This window comes from Streptomyces sp. SDr-06 (assembly GCF_003324565.1).
Lineage (GTDB): Bacteria > Actinomycetota > Actinomycetes > Streptomycetales > Streptomycetaceae > Streptomyces.
In genome coordinates, this window is sequence record NZ_QOLA01000028.1 from 59,893 (window position 1) to 75,222 (window position 15,330).

A 15,330-nucleotide genomic window follows, 5' to 3' on the forward strand; every position below is an offset into this window, starting at 1 on the left:
CGGCTGACGGCTGACGGCTGACGGCTGACGGCTGACAATCAACGACTGGCGGACGGCCAACCGCACCCAACACCCCACCACCCCCTACCCGCCTCCGATAGCCGCCATCTGAACACCGATTGACCGACACCATCTCGCATGGTCTACTCCGGAGCGTGACCGACACCGATGTGCGCCTGTGGCGGAGGGTCCATATGGACCTCGTCCGCTATGCGGGCTGCGTGTGTCGTCCGTCCTGCTGATTCGCCTTCTTCCTTCGCGCCGTGCCGCCGCGCCCCTGTGTCGCCGACGGCCGTACGCGCGCATTCGCGAACTTCCTCAGGACGGTCTGCCGTGTCGCTCTCCGTAAGTACCCCTGTCCCCCTCGCCCCTGGCCCCGACTCGGGCCTCGGCTCCGGCTCCGCTCCGACCGAAGCCGAGTTGCTCGACTTCGTTCGACGTACCGCCGCGGACTCCGCACTGGTCGCCTCGTTGCCCCTCGACGCGGAGGGCCGTACCTGGATTCGCCTAGACGGGCCGAGTGGCAGCGAAGCCTGGTTGATCGGCTGGCCGCCGGGGACCGGCACCGGGTGGCACGATCACGGCGGCTCCCACGGTGCCTTCGCCACCGCGTCCGGCGCGCTGCGCGAGGACTCGCTGGCGGCCCGGCTGCCCACCGAGGGCTGGAAGACCCTGGAACTGGCCGAAGGGCTCGACCGTTCAAGGGAGTTGGGGGCCGGGAAGGGGCGGGCGTTCGGGCCGCATCATGTGCACGAGGTGCGGAACGAGTCGGGCACCGAGCATGCGATCTCCGTGCACGCCTACTATCCGCCGCTTCCGCTCATCCGGCGCTACAGCCGCACGGGCGCGGTGCTCCGCATCGAACAGGTCGAGCGTCCGGAGGACTGGCAGTGAGCGCGGAACGTACCCAACCGGTCGGCATCGACGCTCTCCTCGACCGGGTCAGGGCCGACCTCGACCGGGTGACCGCCGAGGAAGCCTTCGCGGAAGCAGCGGACGGCGCCCTCCTGGTGGACATCAGGTATGCGGCGCTGCGAGACCGGGACGGGCTGATTCCCGGAGCCCTGGTGGTCGAGCGCAACGAACTGGAATGGCGGCTCGATCCGCAGGGCAGCCACCGCGCCGCCGAGGCGACCGGCCACGATCTGCGGGTGGTGGTGATCTGCAACGAGGGATACGCCTCATCGCTCGCGGCAGTGTCGCTACGGCAGTTGGGACTGCACCGGGCGACCGACCTGATCGGCGGCTACCAGGCGTGGCGCGCGGCCGGTCTGCCGATCACCGCTCCAGCCACAGATCCGGTCACCACTGCGGTCGACTGATCCGCCCGGGCACAGCGGCGCCCCTGGTCGACCGACCAGGGGCGTACGCGTCCAGGCCGAAGGCCACACGCCACCCCCGCAAGTCACACCTCGGGGATGAGCCCTCACAAGTCACACCTCACGGGCCATGCCTCGCAGGCCACACCGCGCGTGCCCCGCCTCGCCCACGCCGGTCATGACCTGCGCATCGCATGCCGCGGCCCCGCCCAGCACCCCGTCGACCATCGGCTCAAGCGGCGTACGCCTCACATCTCGTACAGATCGTCCGCGTTTTCGCCCTCCTGCTCCAGGGCCTGGCGGACCACTCTCAGGGCCATGCCCTCCGGGTACCCCTTGCGGGCCAGCATCCCGGCGAGGCGGCGGATCCGGCGGTCGCGGTCCAGGCCTCGGGTGGAGCGGAGCTTGCGCGCCACCAGTTCGCGTGCCGTGTCCTCCTCCTGGTCGGAGTCGAGCTGGGCGACGGCCTCGTCGATGACCGAGGAGTCCACACCCTTGGTGCGCAGCTCGCGTGCAAGCGCGCGGCGCGCGAGGCCGCGCCCGTGGTGGCGGGACTCCACCCAGGCGTCGGCGAACGCCGCGTCGTTGATCAGTCCGACTTCCTCGAACCGGGAGAGGACCTCCTCGGAGACCTCATCGGGGATCTCCCGCTTCTTCAGGGCGTCGGCGAGCTGTTTGCGGGTCCGGGGGGTCCCGGTGAGCAGGCGCAGACAGATGGCCCGCGCCCGCTCGGCCGGGTCCTGCGGCGGCGGCTCCTTCTCGGCCCTCGACGAGTCGGTGCCGTCGCCCGTTCCATCCGGGCCGCCCCGTCGGGAGCGGGTCCTCTTCGGACCCGGCTCCTCGGGGTCGGCCCATTCGGTCCTGCGGGTCACCGCTAGCTCTTGGCAGCGGCGGCCTTGGCCGTCTTGGCCTTGGTGACAGGGGCCGGCACAGCGGCCGTGTCCGCCGCCGGGGCGCTCTCGCCGGAGGCGTCCTTGCCGGGCTCGGCCGTCGGCTCCTCCGGCCGGACACCGACGCCCAGCTTCTCCTTGATCTTCTTCTCGATCTCGTTGGCGAGATCGGGGTTGTCCTTCAGGAAGTTACGGGCGTTCTCCTTGCCCTGGCCGAGCTGGTCGCCCTCGTACGTGTACCAGGCACCTGCCTTGCGGACGAAGCCGTGCTCGACGCCCATGTCGATCAGGCCGCCCTCGCGGCTGATGCCCTGGCCGTACAGGATGTCGAACTCGGCCTGCTTGAAGGGCGGCGCGACCTTGTTCTTGACGACCTTGACGCGGGTGCGGTTGCCCACCGCGTCCGTGCCGTCCTTGAGCGTCTCGATGCGGCGGATGTCGAGACGTACCGAGGCGTAGAACTTCAGCGCCCGGCCACCGGTCGTGGTCTCCGGGGAGCCGAACATCACGCCGATCTTCTCGCGGAGCTGGTTGATGAAGATCGCGGTGGTCTTGGACTGGTTGAGCGCGCTGGTGATCTTCCGGAGCGCCTGGCTCATCAGGCGGGCCTGCAGACCCACGTGCGAGTCACCCATCTCGCCCTCGATTTCCGCGCGCGGCACCAGGGCCGCCACGGAGTCGATGACGATCAGGTCGAGCGCACCGGAGCGGACCAGCATGTCGACGATCTCCAGCGCCTGCTCGCCGTTGTCCGGCTGCGACAGGATGAGGTTGTCGATGTCGACGCCGAGCTTCTTCGCGTACTCGGGGTCGAGGGCGTGCTCCGCGTCCACGAACGCCACCGCGCCGCCGGCCTTCTGGGCGTTGGCCACCGCGTGCAGCGTCAGGGTCGTCTTGCCGGAGGACTCCGGGCCGTACACCTCCACCACGCGGCCGCGCGGCAGACCGCCGACGCCGAGCGCCACGTCGAGCGCGGTCGACCCGGTGGGGATGACCTCGATGGGCTCATTCGGCCGCTCGCCCAGGCGCATCACCGCGCCCTTCCCGAATTGCCGTTCAATCTGTGCGAGCGCGGCGTCGAGCGCCTTCTCGCGGTCAGTTCCTGCCATGGGTTCCACCCGATTTGCTTGAGTCGATCGCTTCACGTCAAAGACGCTAACCCCTGCCACTGACAATGGGCCCCGACGTCCTTCCAGCCTGTGGATAACTCCACGGGAATCGCGGTGGAACCCGTGCGAACACAGGGCCGGAACCCCATGAGAATGGATGTTCGATTTCGGTGTCAAGCGCACCACGCGGGTCGGAACACCCCGTTCCGGCCCGCCCTCCGTGCTCCTCCGGCTCGATCGGGCCCCCACTACACACGCCGCGGCGCGCACATGGCCGACCCTGCGACGGGTACTTCCCCTCGCGTACGGGGAGGTCGCGGAGACGGCCGGAGAGCGAGGAGTTCGACATGATCCGAAAACTGCAGATGGTCGCGCTGGACTGCGCCGACCCGGTACGGCTCGCTGAGTTCTACGCGCAGCTGCTGGGTGGCCGGGTGGTGGTGGACCAGGACGACGAGGACTGGGTGGAGGTGCACGGGTTCGAGGGGATACCACTGGCCTGTCAGCGGGTGGACGGCTACCGGCCGCCCGAGTGGCCCGGCCAGCGGCACCCGCAACAGCTTCACCTGGACTTCGACGTAGACGACCTCGACGGGGAGGAGAAGCGGGCGCTCGCCCTCGGCGCGACGCTGCTGGAGCGGACGGACCAGCTCCGCCCGGAGGCCAACTGGCGGGTCTTGGCGGACCCGGCGGGCCACCCCTTCTGCCTCTGCTTCCACTGAGCCCGCTCGTACCGGGCAACCCACTCGCGGCAAGCAGCCCGCCCCCTCCCCGACTCACCCCAGGGTGAACCTCAGCAGGGCGGCGACGGCCACCGCGCCCAGCAGGGCGACCGGCAGGGGCGCGCGGGCGAGCCGCAGGGCGACGGCGGCGGCGAGACCGGCCAGCGCCGTGCCGTCGACGGCGGCCCACCGCGCCCCCGCCACCTCCACGACGACGAACCCGGCGAGCAGGGAAGGGGCGAGGAGGGCGAGCACCGAGCGCGTACGGACCGGGAGTTCACGGCCGCCGAGCAGCGCCGGGCCGACGCCCTTCAGGACGAAACTGAGCACCGCCACGGCGCCGATGGCCGTCCAGAGCATCATCGCGAGGCCTCCTTCGTGCCGGTCCGCTCCACCGGGCCCGAACCGGTCGGCGCCGCGACCGGGCGGCGGGCCTGCACGAGGAAGGCGGCCGCCGCGGCCCCGATCAGGGCCGGGCCGCTCGGCAGCACGTAGAGCAGCGCCCCCGCGATCACCGCGCCCAGGACCGCGGGCAGCCGGCCCGCGCGGTTTCTGCGCACCTCGTCGAGGAGCAGGACCACGAACAGCCCTGGCGTGAGCACGTCGAGGCCGAGGGTGTGCAGGAGGGCGGGGTCGGGCGCCACCGCGACGCCCAGGGCGGTGCCCGCCACCCAGGCGGGCCACTGTGCGGCGGTCGCGCCGAAGAGGAAGGGGCGGTCGAACCGTCCGCCGCCCAGGTGCGCGGCGGCCCACGACCCGTCGACCACGGCCTGCCCCTCCAGGGCGCGGCGCAGCCGGCCGCCGCGCAGATCCCGGGCGACGGCTATGCCCATGGGGACGAATCTGACGTTGACCAGCGCCGCGGCGGTCACGGCCGCGATCACTCCGCCGCCCGCCCCGAGCGTCGCGGCCAGCGCGAACTGCGCCGAGCCGGAGAAGACGATCAGCGAGCAGACGATGGGGGCGACCGGCCCCCAGCCCTGCGCCTGGCTGATCGCACCGAAGCTGATGGCCAGCAGGAACGACGCCGTCGCCAGCCCGGCTCCCGCCCTCAGTCCGGCATGGAAACGCTCGCGCGGCATGCCGCCGCCCCGCTCCGGCAGTTCCGTGTCCATACCTCGACCCTAACAAGCTAAAGCGTCTTTGCTCGTTAGTTTTTCGGTCGGCCCTTTAGGATGGAACCGTGAGCGACACGCAGACCAGCCCTCAGGACCGGGCCGCGGCCGACCGGAGGGGCCAGGGCCGGGACCAGGACACGGTCGGGCCCTCGTTCGTCGGCGGCCATCCCGTCCTCGACTTCGTCAACACCGAGGCTTGGCGCTTGGACGGGACCCGCCGGGCCGAGCGGGTCACGGAGGGCTTCTCGGGCTGGCTCGACTGGGCCGCGAGGGCCGGACTGTTCGGGGCCGACGAGGCGGCGAAGCTGCGCGCTGCGGCCGACGCGGCTGTTGGAGGCGCGACCGAGCGCGAACTGGCCGCGCTGCGGGCGCTGCGCGACTGCCTGGGTGCGCTTCTGGACGCTCTCACGCAGGGGCAGGAGCCTCCCGGAGCCGCCTGGGAGGCCTTGCGCAAGGCGCTGCTGCGCGCCCGCGAGGCGGCCGATCTGCCGCCCTCGCTGCCCCTGCGCTGGGAGCCGCGCGGCGAGCGGACAGCGGATCTGCGGCACGCGCTCGCGCTGCGGGCGGAGGAGCTGCTGGGCGGCCCCGAGTTGTCGCGGGTGCGGCGTTGCGCGGGCCCCGGCTGTGGCTGGTTCTTCCTCGACCGGACGCGCGGCGGCACCCGGCGCTGGTGCAGTTCGGGCGACTGCGGCAACCGCGACCGCGCCCGCCGCCACTACGCGCGGACCCGGCAGGCCGCCTCCTGAGACGGCTCGGGGAATCGGTTCAGGCGGAGTCGGCGGGGGCCGAGCCGCGCGGCTGGTGCCTGCCGTGGACCCGGGGGTCGTCGGTCACGTCGTACCGCTTCACATAGGCGCCGAGGAACGCCTGCAGGGTGGCGACCGCCGGGATCGCGATGAGCGCGCCGACCGCGCCCATGAGGGCCGTTCCCGCGATCACCGAGCCGAAGGCGACCGCCGGATGGATGTCCACGGTCTTCGCCGTGAGCTTGGGTTGCAGCATGTAGTTCTCGAACTGCTGGTAGACCACGACGAACCCGAGCACCCACACCGCGTACCAGGGGTCCACCGTGAAGGCGATCAGCATGGGCAGCGCCCCCGCCAGGTAGGTGCCGATGGTGGGGATGAACTGGGAGACCAGGCCCACCCAGACCGCCAGCGCCGGGGCGTACGGAACGCCCAGGATTTCCAGCAGCACGTAGTGCGCGATGCCGGAGATGAGCGCCATGAGGCCGCGCGAGTAGAGGTAGCCGCCGGTCTTGTCGACCGCGATCTCCCAGGCCCGCAGCACCTCTGCCTGCCGGACCGGGGGCAGCACGGAGCAGATCGCCCGGCGCAGCCGCGGCCCGTCGGCGGCGAAGTAGAACGAGAACAGGAAGATCGTCAGCAAGCGGAACAGGCCGCCGAGGACGGTCGCGGAGACGTCGAGCACGCCGGTCGCGCTGTTCTGGACGTACTTCTGGAGCCAGTCGGAGTGGAGCACGCTGTCGCGCACCTCGACCCTCGAGAGATCCGTGTGGAAGGTGTGGTTGACCCAGTTGATCACCGAGTCGAGGTACTTGGGGAACTGCTCGACCATGTCGACGATCTGCCCCGCCAGCATCGAGCCGAGCAGCACCACGAAGCCGACCGTGGCGATCGTCAGGGCGAGGAAGACCAGGAACGTGGCCAGGCCCCGGCGCATCCCACGGGCCGCCATCCGACCGACCGCGGGCTCCATGGCGAGGGCGACGAAGAACGCGATCAGGATGTTGATCAGCAGGCCGATGAGCTGGTGGAAGGCCCAACTGCCCAGCTGGAAACAGGCGTACAGGGCAAGGACGAGCACCGCGGCCCGGGGCAGCCAGCGGGGCATGCGGGCGGGGCCGCCCGCCCTCAGGGGGCTCGCCGGAGGTTCGCCGGAGCCCGGCGGGTCGCCGCGCAGGCCGTCCGCCGGACCGGCTCCGCGGTCGTCAGTGTCGATCTCATCAGTCGGTGCCACGGAGCAAGTCTCGCCCATGGGTCCGACAACGGGCCGCCGTACCCGATCCGGCCGCCCGGCGGGGTGCCGCCCCCGTCACCCGGAACGGGGTCCTTCACCCGAAGGCGGCCGTCCCGCGCTCCCGCGGCGGCACGCACCCGTCCCGATTCGGCCACCCCCCCCCGCAGGCTGCCCTCACCGCCTGTCGGCGGGCACGTCCATGGCGGCGCAGACCGCCCGCCAGACGTCCTTCGCCTCCCAGCCCGCGTCGAGCGCCTCGTGCACGGTGCGCCCGCCCAGTTCCGTCATCACATGGTCCCGAGCGAAGGAGTCCGCGTAGCCGGCGCCGAAGTGCTCGGCCATCCGCTCCCAGAAAATCGTCAACCGCATGACTCAAGTATCCCGCCCCTGAGAGTGCAGCCCCGGCCGCAGGGCTTGCCCACGGCTCCAGGGGCCCTACCGTCTCCCCCATGGCTGGTTCCGGAGCATCCCCCCACTCCCCCGACTCACCCCTGGCGCGCGCCGAACACTTCATCTGGCTGACAGCCAGGGTGCTCGAACAGCGCCGGTTCGCCTATCACTTCCTCGGCAAGGACGCCGACGCCGTCGAGGCGGCGCTCTCCGCCTATCAGGGTGACGACGGCGGCTACGGCCACGCGCTCGAACCCGATCTGCGTGGCCCCGTCAGCCAGCCCCTGCACACCGCGCACGCGCTGCGGGTCCTGGACTCGGTGGGCCGGGTCGGCGGGCAGCGCGTGGAGCGGCTGTGCCGCTATCTGACGGACGTCTCCACCAAGGACGGCGCGCTGCCCGCGCTGCACCCCTCGCAGCGCGGCTATCCGGCGGCACCGTTCGTCCCGGTGCTCGACGACCCGCCCAGCGCCCTGCTGACCACCGGCCCGGTGGTCGGGCTGCTGCACCGCAACGAGGTGTGGCACGCGTGGCTGTTCCGGGCCACCGACTTCTGCTGGGCCGCGGTCGACTCGCTGGGGCGTACACATCCGTACGAGGTCGAGGCGGCCGTCGCCTTCCTGGACGGCGCCCCCGACCGCTCCCGCGCCGAGGCGGCCGCCGACCGGCTCGGCCGGCTGGTCAGGGAGCAGGGGCTCGCGGTCCTCGACCCGGCGCGGGTCGCCGACTATCCGGTCGCCGAGGGGTACGCCCCGGGCGAGCACCACTTCCCGCACGACTACGCGCCCGTGCCCGAGTCGCTGGCCCGGCGCTGGTTCACCGACGAGGAGATGAGGCGCTCGCTCGACCACCTGGAGGCGGAGCAGCGTGAGGACGGCGGCTGGCCGATCCGCTGGCGCGCCTGGGCGCCCGGCACAGCCCTGGAGTGCCGCCCCATGGTGACGATCGAGGCGCTGCGCACGCTGCGCGCCCACGGCCGCGCCATCGGGTGACCTGGCGGACGGCAGGGCCGAGGGGCGGGGCGGTCCCAGCCGCCCCGCTCAGCCGCCGAGGGCGCGTACGCCCGCCGTCACGAGGACTGCGGCCCCCACGATCACCAGGAACGGGGCGCGCAGCACCAGAGCGACGGCCGCCGCCGCGAGCCCGGCCGCCCGGGCGTCGAGCAGCACCTGGTGGCCGCTGCTGAAGGTCTGCTGCGCGGTGAGGGCGGCGAGCAGGGCCACCGGCAGCAGCGCGGCCAGCCGCTTGACGAGCGGTCGCTCCAGGGCTCCGGCGGGGACCAGCAGGCCCAGAAGCTTGACGAGGTAGCAGCCGAGGGCGGTGGCCGCGATGGCGATCCAGACGTTCAACGCGCTTCTCCCTTCGCGGAGTTCCCGGTCTCGTCGGTCCGTTCCGGGGCCCTGTCGTCCTGGGACGGGAATGTCTCGGGCCCGGCCGCATTGGTCCGCCCCATCGGGCTCCGCCCCTTCAGGAAGAGCACGATGGGCGCGGCGAGCGCGGCGAGCAGGACGGGCGCTCCGGCGGGCAGCACCGGCACCAGCGCCAGGACGAAGACGACGGCGAGGGCGGCCGTGACGCGTTCGGTCGAGGTCTTGAGCATGGGCGCGAGGAGCGCGAGGAAGACCGCCGGGCTCGCGGCGTCCAGCCCCCACGCGTCGGTGTCGCCCAGAGCCTGCGCGCCCAGGGCTCCGGCGAGCGTGGTCAGGTTCCACAGCACGTACAGGCTGAGACCGGTGACGGCGAAGCCGATGCGCGCGGCCCGCCGGGTCGGCTGGGCGAGGGTCACCGCGGTGGTCTCGTCGATCACCCACTGCGCCGCCAGCGGCCGCAATGCCCGCGGCAGTGCGAGCAGTTGGGACAGGCGCAGTCCGTAGAAGGCGTTGCGGGTGCCGAGGAAGAAGGCGCCCGCCGCCGCGGTGAACGGGTTCCCACCCGCCGCGAGCGCGCCGACGAGGGCGAACTGCGAGGCGCCGGTGAACACGAGCAGGCTGAGCGCGCAGGTCTGCAGGAGGCCGAGTCCCGATCCGGCCGAGGTCACTCCGAAGGCGAACCCGGAGAGTCCGACGGCGATGCCGACGCCCAGGGCGTCGCGCACGACGGCCGCGTCGGGTTTCGCCCCGGCTTCGGGACGTATGTCTGGGGGTGCTGTCTGTTCTGCTGCCACACCCCGCACGTTAGAAGAAGGCGGCGTCCCGTTCTTGTACGTTCTTGCACGGCGCCGTTCGGATGCGGCCTCCGCTCCCCTGCGCCCTCAGGTGCTGGCCCGCTCGCGGCGGTAGGCGCCGGGCGTGACGCCGACGATCCGGGTGAAGTGCCGGTTGAGGTGCGGCTGGTCGGTGAAGCCCACGGCGACGGCGGCCTCGACCGGGGCGGTTCCCGCGTCCAGGAGGCGGCGGGCCCGGCGTACCCGCTCGCCCGTCAGCCAGGCGTGCGGCGGCAGCCCGTACTCGGCCTTGAAGGCGCGCAGCAGCGCGAACGGGCTCGTGCCCAGCTCCTTCGCCAGCTGTTCCAGGGACGGCGGCCCGGCCAGCCGCTCCGCCAGGAGGGCCCTCGCGGCCACCGCCGCACGCGCGCCCGCCGAACGGGCCGTGCGCTCGGGCAGAGGGTGCCCATGGCGGCGCAGCAGCCGGGCGACGGCGATGCGGAGCACGCTGTCGGCGGCCAGCGCGTTGCCCTGCTCGGCCGCTCGGTGCACGTCCCGGATGAGCCGGGCGGTGTCCGGGTCCTCGACGAGGCTCTCGGCGAATCCGGCGGTGCCGCGCAGGGTGGTGGTCTCCGTCGCGATGTCGGCGACGAGTCGCGCCGAGGGATAGAGCGTGGCGTACGCCCAGCCCTCGGGGACTCCGGCGTGCGCAGCGTGCGGGACCTCCGGATTGATCATGACGACGGTGCCGGGGCGCGCCCGGAGCGTCTCGCCGGGCAGGACCACGTCCTCGACCCCGGTGCGGACCGCGCCGAGGACGAAGCCTTCGTGGGCGTGCCGCGGGAAGGTGTGGCTCACGTATCTGGCCCGGAGCAGGTCCAGGCCGGGCAGCTCCGGGTACTGCCAGTGCCGCGCCCATTCCTCGACCCCGTCCACGCCTCCATCCTCGCAGGTCCGGGCCATTGTCAGTGGGTGGGTGCACGATGGGGACCATGGCACGGACAGCGCTGGACACCTTCTCGCCCGCGACGCGCGGCTGGTTCACGGGGGCCTTCACCGCGCCCACCGCAGCGCAGGAAGGCGCGTGGCGGGCGATCGCGGAAGGGTCGGACGTCCTGGTCGTGGCGCCGACCGGGTCCGGCAAGACCCTGGCCGCCTTCCTCGCCGCGCTCGACCGGCTGGCCGCCACGCCTCCGCCCGCAGAGGCGAAGAAGCGCTGCCGGGTGCTGTACGTGTCTCCCCTCAAGGCCCTCGCGGTCGACGTGGAGCGCAATCTGCGCTCCCCGCTGACCGGGATCCGCCAGGAGTCGGTCCGGCTCGGGCTGCCCGAGCCGGAGGTCCGCGTCGGCATCCGGTCCGGCGACACCCCGGCCGCCGAGCGCCGGGCCCTGACCACCCGGCCGCCGGACATCCTGATCACCACGCCCGAGTCGCTGTTCCTGATGCTCACGTCCGCCGCGCGCGAGGCGCTCGAAGGCATCGAGACGGTGATCCTGGACGAGGTGCACGCGGTGGCCGGCACCAAGCGGGGGGCCCATCTGGCGCTCTCCCTGGAGCGCTTGGACGAACTGCTCCCGAAGCCCGCCCGTCGCATCGGCCTGTCGGCGACGGTGCGTCCGGTGGACGAGGTGGCGCGCTACCTCTCCCCGCAGCGCAAGGTCGAGATCGTCCAGCCGCCTTCCGCCAAGGAGTTCGACCTTTCGGTGGTCGTGCCGGTGGAGGACCTGGCCGAGCTGGCGGGCTCACCCGCGGCCGACGCCCAGGAGGGGGCCGAGAAGCCGTCGATCTGGCCCCATGTCGAGGAGCGCATCGTCGACCTGGTCCAGGCACACCGCTCGACCATCGTGTTCGCCAACTCGCGCCGCCTCGCAGAGCGTCTGTGCAACCGGCTCAACGAGATCGCGTACGAGCGGGCCACCGGCGCGCCGCTTCCCGAGGCGCACTCCCCCGCGGACCTGATGGGCGGTTCGGGCGCCGCCACCGGGGCCCCGCCACTGCTCGCCAAGGCGCACCACGGTTCGGTCTCCAAGGAGCAGCGGGCGCTCGTGGAGGAGGACCTGAAGGCCGGGCGGCTCCCGGCGGTGGTGGCCACCTCCAGTCTTGAGCTGGGCATCGACATGGGCGCGGTGGACCTGGTGGTCCAGGTCGAGTCGCCCCCCTCGGTGGCCTCCGGGCTGCAGCGGGTGGGCCGGGCGGGCCACCAGGTGGGCGCCGTCTCCACCGGGGTGGTCTTCCCCAAGTACCGCGGCGACCTGGTCCAGTCGGCGGTGGTCACCGAGCGGATGCGCGCGGGGGCGATCGAGTCCCTGCGCATCCCCTCCAACCCGCTGGACGTGCTGGCCCAGCAGCTGGTCGCGATGACCGCGCTGGACACCTGGCAGGTGGACGACCTGATGGCGCTGGTGCGCCGGGCCACGCCGTTCGCCGCGCTTCCCGAGTCGGCGTTCACCGCGGTCCTGGACATGCTGGCGGGCCGCTACCCCTCCGACGCCTTCGCGGAGCTGCGGCCGCGGGTGGTGTGGGACCGGGTGGCGGGCACGGTCACCGGGCGCCCCGGCGCCCAGCGGCTCGCCGTCACCTCGGGCGGCACCATCCCCGACCGCGGCCTGTTCGGCGTCTTCCTCGCCGGAGCCGACCCGAAGAAGGGCGGCGGCCGGGTCGGCGAGCTCGACGAGGAGATGGTGTACGAGTCGCGGGTGGGCGACGTCTTCACCCTCGGCACCACCTCCTGGCGGATCGAGGACATCACCCGCGACCGGGTCCTCGTCTCGCCCGCGCCCGGCGTGCCCGGCCGACTGCCCTTCTGGAAGGGCGACCAGCTGGGCCGCCCGCTCGAACTGGGCCGCGCGCTCGGCGCGTTCCTGCGCGAGGTCGGCTCGCTCACGCCCGACGACGCCCGGCTGCGCCTGCTGAGCGCGGGCCTCGACGCCTGGGCCGCGGACAATGTGATCGGCTATCTCGACGAGCAGCGCCGCGCCTGCGGCCACATCCCGGACGACCGCACGATCCTGGTCGAGCGCTTCCGGGACGAGCTCGGCGACTGGCGTGTCGTCATCCACTCCCCCTTCGGCGCCCAGGTGCACGCCCCGTGGGCGCTCGCGCTCGGCGCCCGCCTGGCCGAGCGGTACGGGATGGACGCCCAGGTCATGCATGCCGACGACGGCATCGTGCTGCGGCTGCCCGACGCCGACCTGATGGGGTTGGACCTCCTCGACCAGGACCCCGCGCACCTCGACTCGACGTACGACAGCGACCAGGCCCCCGTGGGGGCCGCGGACGCGGTGTTCGACAAGGGCGAGATCGAGCAGATCGTCACCGACCAGGTGGGCAGTTCCGCGCTGTTCGCCTCCCGCTTCCGCGAGTGCGCCGCCCGCGCCCTGCTGCTGCCCCGGCGCAACCCGGGCAAGCGCACCCCGCTGTGGCAGCAGCGCCAGCGGGCGGCCCAACTACTCCAGGTGGCAAGCGAGTTCGGCTCGTTCCCCATCGTCCTGGAGGCGGTCCGCGAGTGCCTCCAGGACGTCTTCGACGTGCCCGGCCTGACCGAGCTGATGGGGGACCTCGAAGCCCGCAGGGTGCGTCTGGTCGAGGTCACCACGCCCGAGCCGTCCCCGTTCGCCCGCTCCCTTCTGTTCGGCTATGTCGCCCAGTTCCTGTACGAGGGCGACTCCCCGCTCGCCGAACGGCGGGCCGCAGCGCTCTCCCTCGACTCCCGCCTGCTCGCCGAGCTCCTGGGCCAGGCCGAGCTGCGGGAGCTGCTCGACGCCGAGGTCCTGACCGAGCTGGAGCAGGAGCTCCAGTGGCTCACCGAGGACCGCCGCATCAAGGACGTCGAGGGCGTCGCCGACCTGCTGCGGGTCCTCGGGCCGCTCACCGACGCCGAGTTGGCGGCCCGGGGCGCCGAGCCCGGCTGGGCCCCGGAGCTGGGCGCGGCGCGCCGCGCCATCCGGGTCCGCATCGCCGGCACCGACCACTGGGCGGCGATCGAGGACGCGGGGCGGCTGCGGGACGCGCTCGGTACGGCGCTGCCGGTCGGCGTCCCCGAGGCGTTCACCGAACCGGTCAAGGACCCGCTCGGCGATCTGCTGTCCCGGTACGCGCGTACGCACGGCCCGTTCACCTCGGCCACCGCCGCGGCCCGGTTCAACCTGGGCACCGCGGTCACCGAGGGGGCACTGCAACGCCTCGCGGCCTCGGGCCGGGTGGTCCAGGGCGAGTTCCATCCGGCGGGCATCGGCCAGGAGTGGTGTGACGCGACGATCCTGCGCAGGCTGCGCCGCCGCTCCCTGGCCGCGCTGCGCCAGGAGCTGGAGCCGGTGCCGCCCGCGGCCCTCGCCACCTTCCTGCCCCAGTGGCAGCACCTCGGCGGCAGCGGCCTGCGCGGCATCGACGGGCTGGCCCGCGCCGTGGAGCAGTTGCAGGGCGCCGCCGTCCCCGCCTCGGCCCTGGAGAAGCTGATCCTGCCGTCCCGGGTCCTTGACTACGGCCCCGCGCTCCTCGACGAGCTCACCACGACCGGCGAGGTCGTCTGGGCGGGGGCGGGCGCACTGCCCGGCAAGGACGGCTGGATCTCCCTCTACCTCGCCGACGCGGCCCCGCTCCTCCTGCCGCCCCCGCATCCGCTCGAACCGACCGCGCTCCACGAGTCGGTGCTCACCGCGCTGGCGCCGGGCTACGGCCTGTTCTTCCGCCAGCTCGCCGATCAGGTCCGCGCCACCACCCACCCCGAGGCGACCGACCCCCAACTGGCCGAGGCCGTATGGGACTTGGCGTGGTCCGGGCGGCTCACCAACGACACCCTGGCGCCCCTGCGCGCGCTGCTCGGCTCCGGGCGCACCGCGGGTTCCACCGCCCACCGGGCCAAGCGGCCCGTCCCGCGCGGCCGTTACGGCGCCCTGACCGCCGCGGCCCGTCCGGCCTCGCGCACCGGCCCGCCGACGGTCTCGGGCCGCTGGTCCCTGCTGCCGGCGCGCGAGCCCGACCCCACCCACCGCGCCCACGCCCTGGCCCGCACCCTCCTGGACCGGCACGGCGTGGTCACCCGGGGCGCGGTGCAGGCCGAGGGAGTCGAGGGCGGCTTCTCGGCCACGTACCGGATCCTGGCCGCGTTCGAGGACAGCGGGCAGGCCCGGCGCGGCTATGTGGTGGAGGGGCTCGGCGCGGCCCAGTTCGCGATGGACGGCGCGGTGGACCGGCTGCGGGCGGCCGCCACCGCCCGGGACCGCTCCTCCGACGCGCACACCGCCCCGCAGGCGGTCGTCCTCGCGGCCGCCGACCCGGCCAACGCCTACGGGGCCGCGCTGCCCTGGCCCGAGCCGCCCAACGGCGCCGGGCACAAGCCGGGCCGCAAGGCGGGCTCCCTGGTTGTCCTGGTCGACGGCGAGCTGGTGCTGTATCTGGAGCGCGGCGGCAAATCCCTGCTCTGCTGGGCGACCGAGCCGGACGACCCGGCCCTGACCGCCGCCTCCGGGGCCCTCGCGGGCGCGGCGCGGGCGGGCCGGCTCGGCACGATCACCGTGGAGCGGGCCAACGGCGACCCCGCCCTGACGTCGCCCCTCGCCCGCTCCCTGGAGACGGCGGGCTTCGTCCCGACCCCGAGAGGGCTGCGCCTGAGGCCCTGACCCGCGCGGGGCGAGCTCGCCCCGCGGCCGGCCCCGCTCGC

At 73.3% G+C, this 15,330-nt stretch carries 15 protein-coding genes and 1 pseudogene; 7 read left to right on the forward strand and 9 right to left on the reverse strand.

The features are described 5' to 3' along the window. Positions 1–194: 194 nt before the first annotated feature. The 3 genes from DT019_RS40970 (at position 195) to DT019_RS34640 (ending at position 1,322) form a co-directional block, all read left to right on the forward strand. A complete protein-coding gene (locus tag DT019_RS40970; protein ID WP_309506048.1) occupies positions 195–242 on the forward strand; it encodes a hypothetical protein in 48 nt (15 codons plus the stop codon). Positions 243–333: 91 nt separating this feature from the next. Continuing rightward, positions 334–894 carry a cysteine dioxygenase family protein gene (locus DT019_RS34635; RefSeq protein WP_223279906.1) on the forward strand — a complete coding sequence of 187 codons (561 nt, stop codon included), beginning with the start codon at positions 334–336 and terminating at the stop codon, positions 892–894. Next, positions 891–1,322 carry a rhodanese-like domain-containing protein gene (locus DT019_RS34640; protein WP_114040960.1) on the forward strand — a complete coding sequence of 144 codons (432 nt, stop codon included), beginning with the start codon at positions 891–893 and terminating at the stop codon, positions 1,320–1,322. The genes DT019_RS34635 and DT019_RS34640 overlap by 4 nt, the downstream gene beginning before the upstream one ends. A gap of 245 nt (positions 1,323–1,567) precedes the next feature. Here the strand turns inward: DT019_RS34640 and recX are convergent. Further along, a pseudogene (gene recX, locus DT019_RS34645) lies at positions 1,568–2,227 on the reverse strand (recombination regulator RecX); the annotation flags it as partial. Then, a complete protein-coding gene (recA, locus tag DT019_RS34650) occupies positions 2,194–3,318 on the reverse strand; it encodes a recombinase RecA (RefSeq protein ID WP_114040961.1) in 1,125 nt (374 codons plus the stop codon). The gene recA and the pseudogene recX, both read right to left, overlap by 34 nt. A gap of 347 nt (positions 3,319–3,665) precedes the next feature. Here recA and DT019_RS34655 point away from each other — a divergent pair, with 347 nt between their 5' ends. Beyond that, the gene (locus tag DT019_RS34655) at positions 3,666–4,040 is read left to right on the forward strand and encodes a VOC family protein (protein ID WP_114040962.1); all 375 of its coding nucleotides are present in this window, start codon (positions 3,666–3,668) and stop codon (positions 4,038–4,040) included. Between the two features lie 54 nt (positions 4,041–4,094). On the opposite strand, the gene DT019_RS34660 is transcribed toward DT019_RS34655, so the two are convergent. Both DT019_RS34660 and DT019_RS34665 read right to left on the reverse strand, forming a co-directional pair. Beyond that, positions 4,095–4,403, reverse strand: coding sequence for an AzlD domain-containing protein (locus DT019_RS34660; RefSeq protein WP_114040963.1), 309 nt, complete (start codon positions 4,401–4,403; stop codon positions 4,095–4,097). Beyond that, complete coding sequence (locus DT019_RS34665) at positions 4,400–5,155, reverse strand: AzlC family ABC transporter permease (RefSeq protein ID WP_223279907.1); 756 nt, start codon at positions 5,153–5,155, stop codon at positions 4,400–4,402. Before DT019_RS34665 ends, DT019_RS34660 begins: the two co-directional genes overlap by 4 nt. A 68-nt stretch (positions 5,156–5,223) precedes the next feature. Between DT019_RS34665 and DT019_RS34670 the strand changes: the two genes are divergently transcribed. Beyond that, on the forward strand, positions 5,224–5,904 hold the full coding sequence (locus DT019_RS34670) for a CGNR zinc finger domain-containing protein (protein ID WP_114040964.1): 681 nt from the start codon (positions 5,224–5,226) through the stop codon (positions 5,902–5,904). A 19-nt stretch (positions 5,905–5,923) separates the two neighbouring features. Here the strand turns inward: DT019_RS34670 and DT019_RS34675 are convergent, their stop codons facing one another. Together DT019_RS34675 and DT019_RS34680 are read right to left on the reverse strand one after the other, a co-directional pair. Next, complete coding sequence (locus DT019_RS34675) at positions 5,924–7,138, reverse strand: AI-2E family transporter (protein ID WP_388983519.1); 1,215 nt, start codon at positions 7,136–7,138, stop codon at positions 5,924–5,926. A 174-nt stretch (positions 7,139–7,312) separates the two neighbouring features. Then, positions 7,313–7,507, reverse strand: a complete 195-nt coding sequence (locus DT019_RS34680; RefSeq protein ID WP_114040965.1) for a DUF3046 domain-containing protein — start codon at positions 7,505–7,507, stop codon at positions 7,313–7,315. An 80-nt stretch (positions 7,508–7,587) separates the two neighbouring features. Between DT019_RS34680 and DT019_RS34685 the strand changes: the two genes are divergently transcribed. After that, positions 7,588–8,520 carry a hypothetical protein gene (locus tag DT019_RS34685; RefSeq protein ID WP_114040966.1) on the forward strand — a complete coding sequence of 311 codons (933 nt, stop codon included), beginning with the start codon at positions 7,588–7,590 and terminating at the stop codon, positions 8,518–8,520. A gap of 48 nt (positions 8,521–8,568) precedes the next feature. On the opposite strand, the gene DT019_RS34690 is transcribed toward DT019_RS34685, so the two are convergent. The 3 genes from DT019_RS34690 to DT019_RS34700 form a co-directional block, all read right to left on the reverse strand. After that, positions 8,569–8,877: an AzlD domain-containing protein gene (locus DT019_RS34690; RefSeq protein WP_114040967.1), complete on the reverse strand. Its 309-nt coding sequence runs from the start codon at positions 8,875–8,877 to the stop codon at positions 8,569–8,571. Continuing rightward, entirely contained in the window at positions 8,874–9,692 is an 819-nt protein-coding gene (locus DT019_RS34695; RefSeq protein WP_317617841.1) for an AzlC family ABC transporter permease, read from the reverse strand. Before DT019_RS34695 ends, DT019_RS34690 begins: the two co-directional genes overlap by 4 nt. Positions 9,693–9,779: 87 nt before the next feature. After that, positions 9,780–10,634 carry an AraC family transcriptional regulator gene (locus DT019_RS34700; RefSeq protein ID WP_114040969.1) on the reverse strand — a complete coding sequence of 285 codons (855 nt, stop codon included), beginning with the start codon at positions 10,632–10,634 and terminating at the stop codon, positions 9,780–9,782. 29 nt (positions 10,635–10,663) lie between these two features. On the opposite strand from DT019_RS34700, the gene DT019_RS34705 reads away from it, so the two are divergent. Continuing rightward, on the forward strand, positions 10,664–15,289 hold the full coding sequence (locus DT019_RS34705) for an ATP-dependent helicase (RefSeq protein WP_114040970.1): 4,626 nt from the start codon (positions 10,664–10,666) through the stop codon (positions 15,287–15,289). The last annotated feature ends 41 nt before the right edge of the window (positions 15,290–15,330 follow it).

Excerpts from the sequence above, each read along its gene's own strand:
- DT019_RS34685 (WP_114040966.1), top strand. The coding sequence starts at position 7,588 with ATGGCTGGTTCCGGAGCATCCCCCCACTCCCCCGACTCACCCCTGGCG.
- DT019_RS34660 (WP_114040963.1), bottom strand. The coding sequence starts at position 4,403 with ATGATGCTCTGGACGGCCATCGGCGCCGTGGCGGTGCTCAGTTTCGTC.
- DT019_RS34700 (WP_114040969.1), bottom strand. The coding sequence starts at position 10,634 with ATGGCCCGGACCTGCGAGGATGGAGGCGTGGACGGGGTCGAGGAATGG.
- DT019_RS34665 (WP_223279907.1), bottom strand. The coding sequence starts at position 5,155 with ATGGACACGGAACTGCCGGAGCGGGGCGGCGGCATGCCGCGCGAGCGT.
- DT019_RS34655 (WP_114040962.1), top strand. The coding sequence starts at position 3,666 with ATGATCCGAAAACTGCAGATGGTCGCGCTGGACTGCGCCGACCCGGTA.
- recA (WP_114040961.1), bottom strand. The coding sequence starts at position 3,318 with ATGGCAGGAACTGACCGCGAGAAGGCGCTCGACGCCGCGCTCGCACAG.
- DT019_RS34705 (WP_114040970.1), top strand. The coding sequence starts at position 10,664 with ATGGCACGGACAGCGCTGGACACCTTCTCGCCCGCGACGCGCGGCTGG.
- DT019_RS34680 (WP_114040965.1), bottom strand. The coding sequence starts at position 7,507 with ATGCGGTTGACGATTTTCTGGGAGCGGATGGCCGAGCACTTCGGCGCC.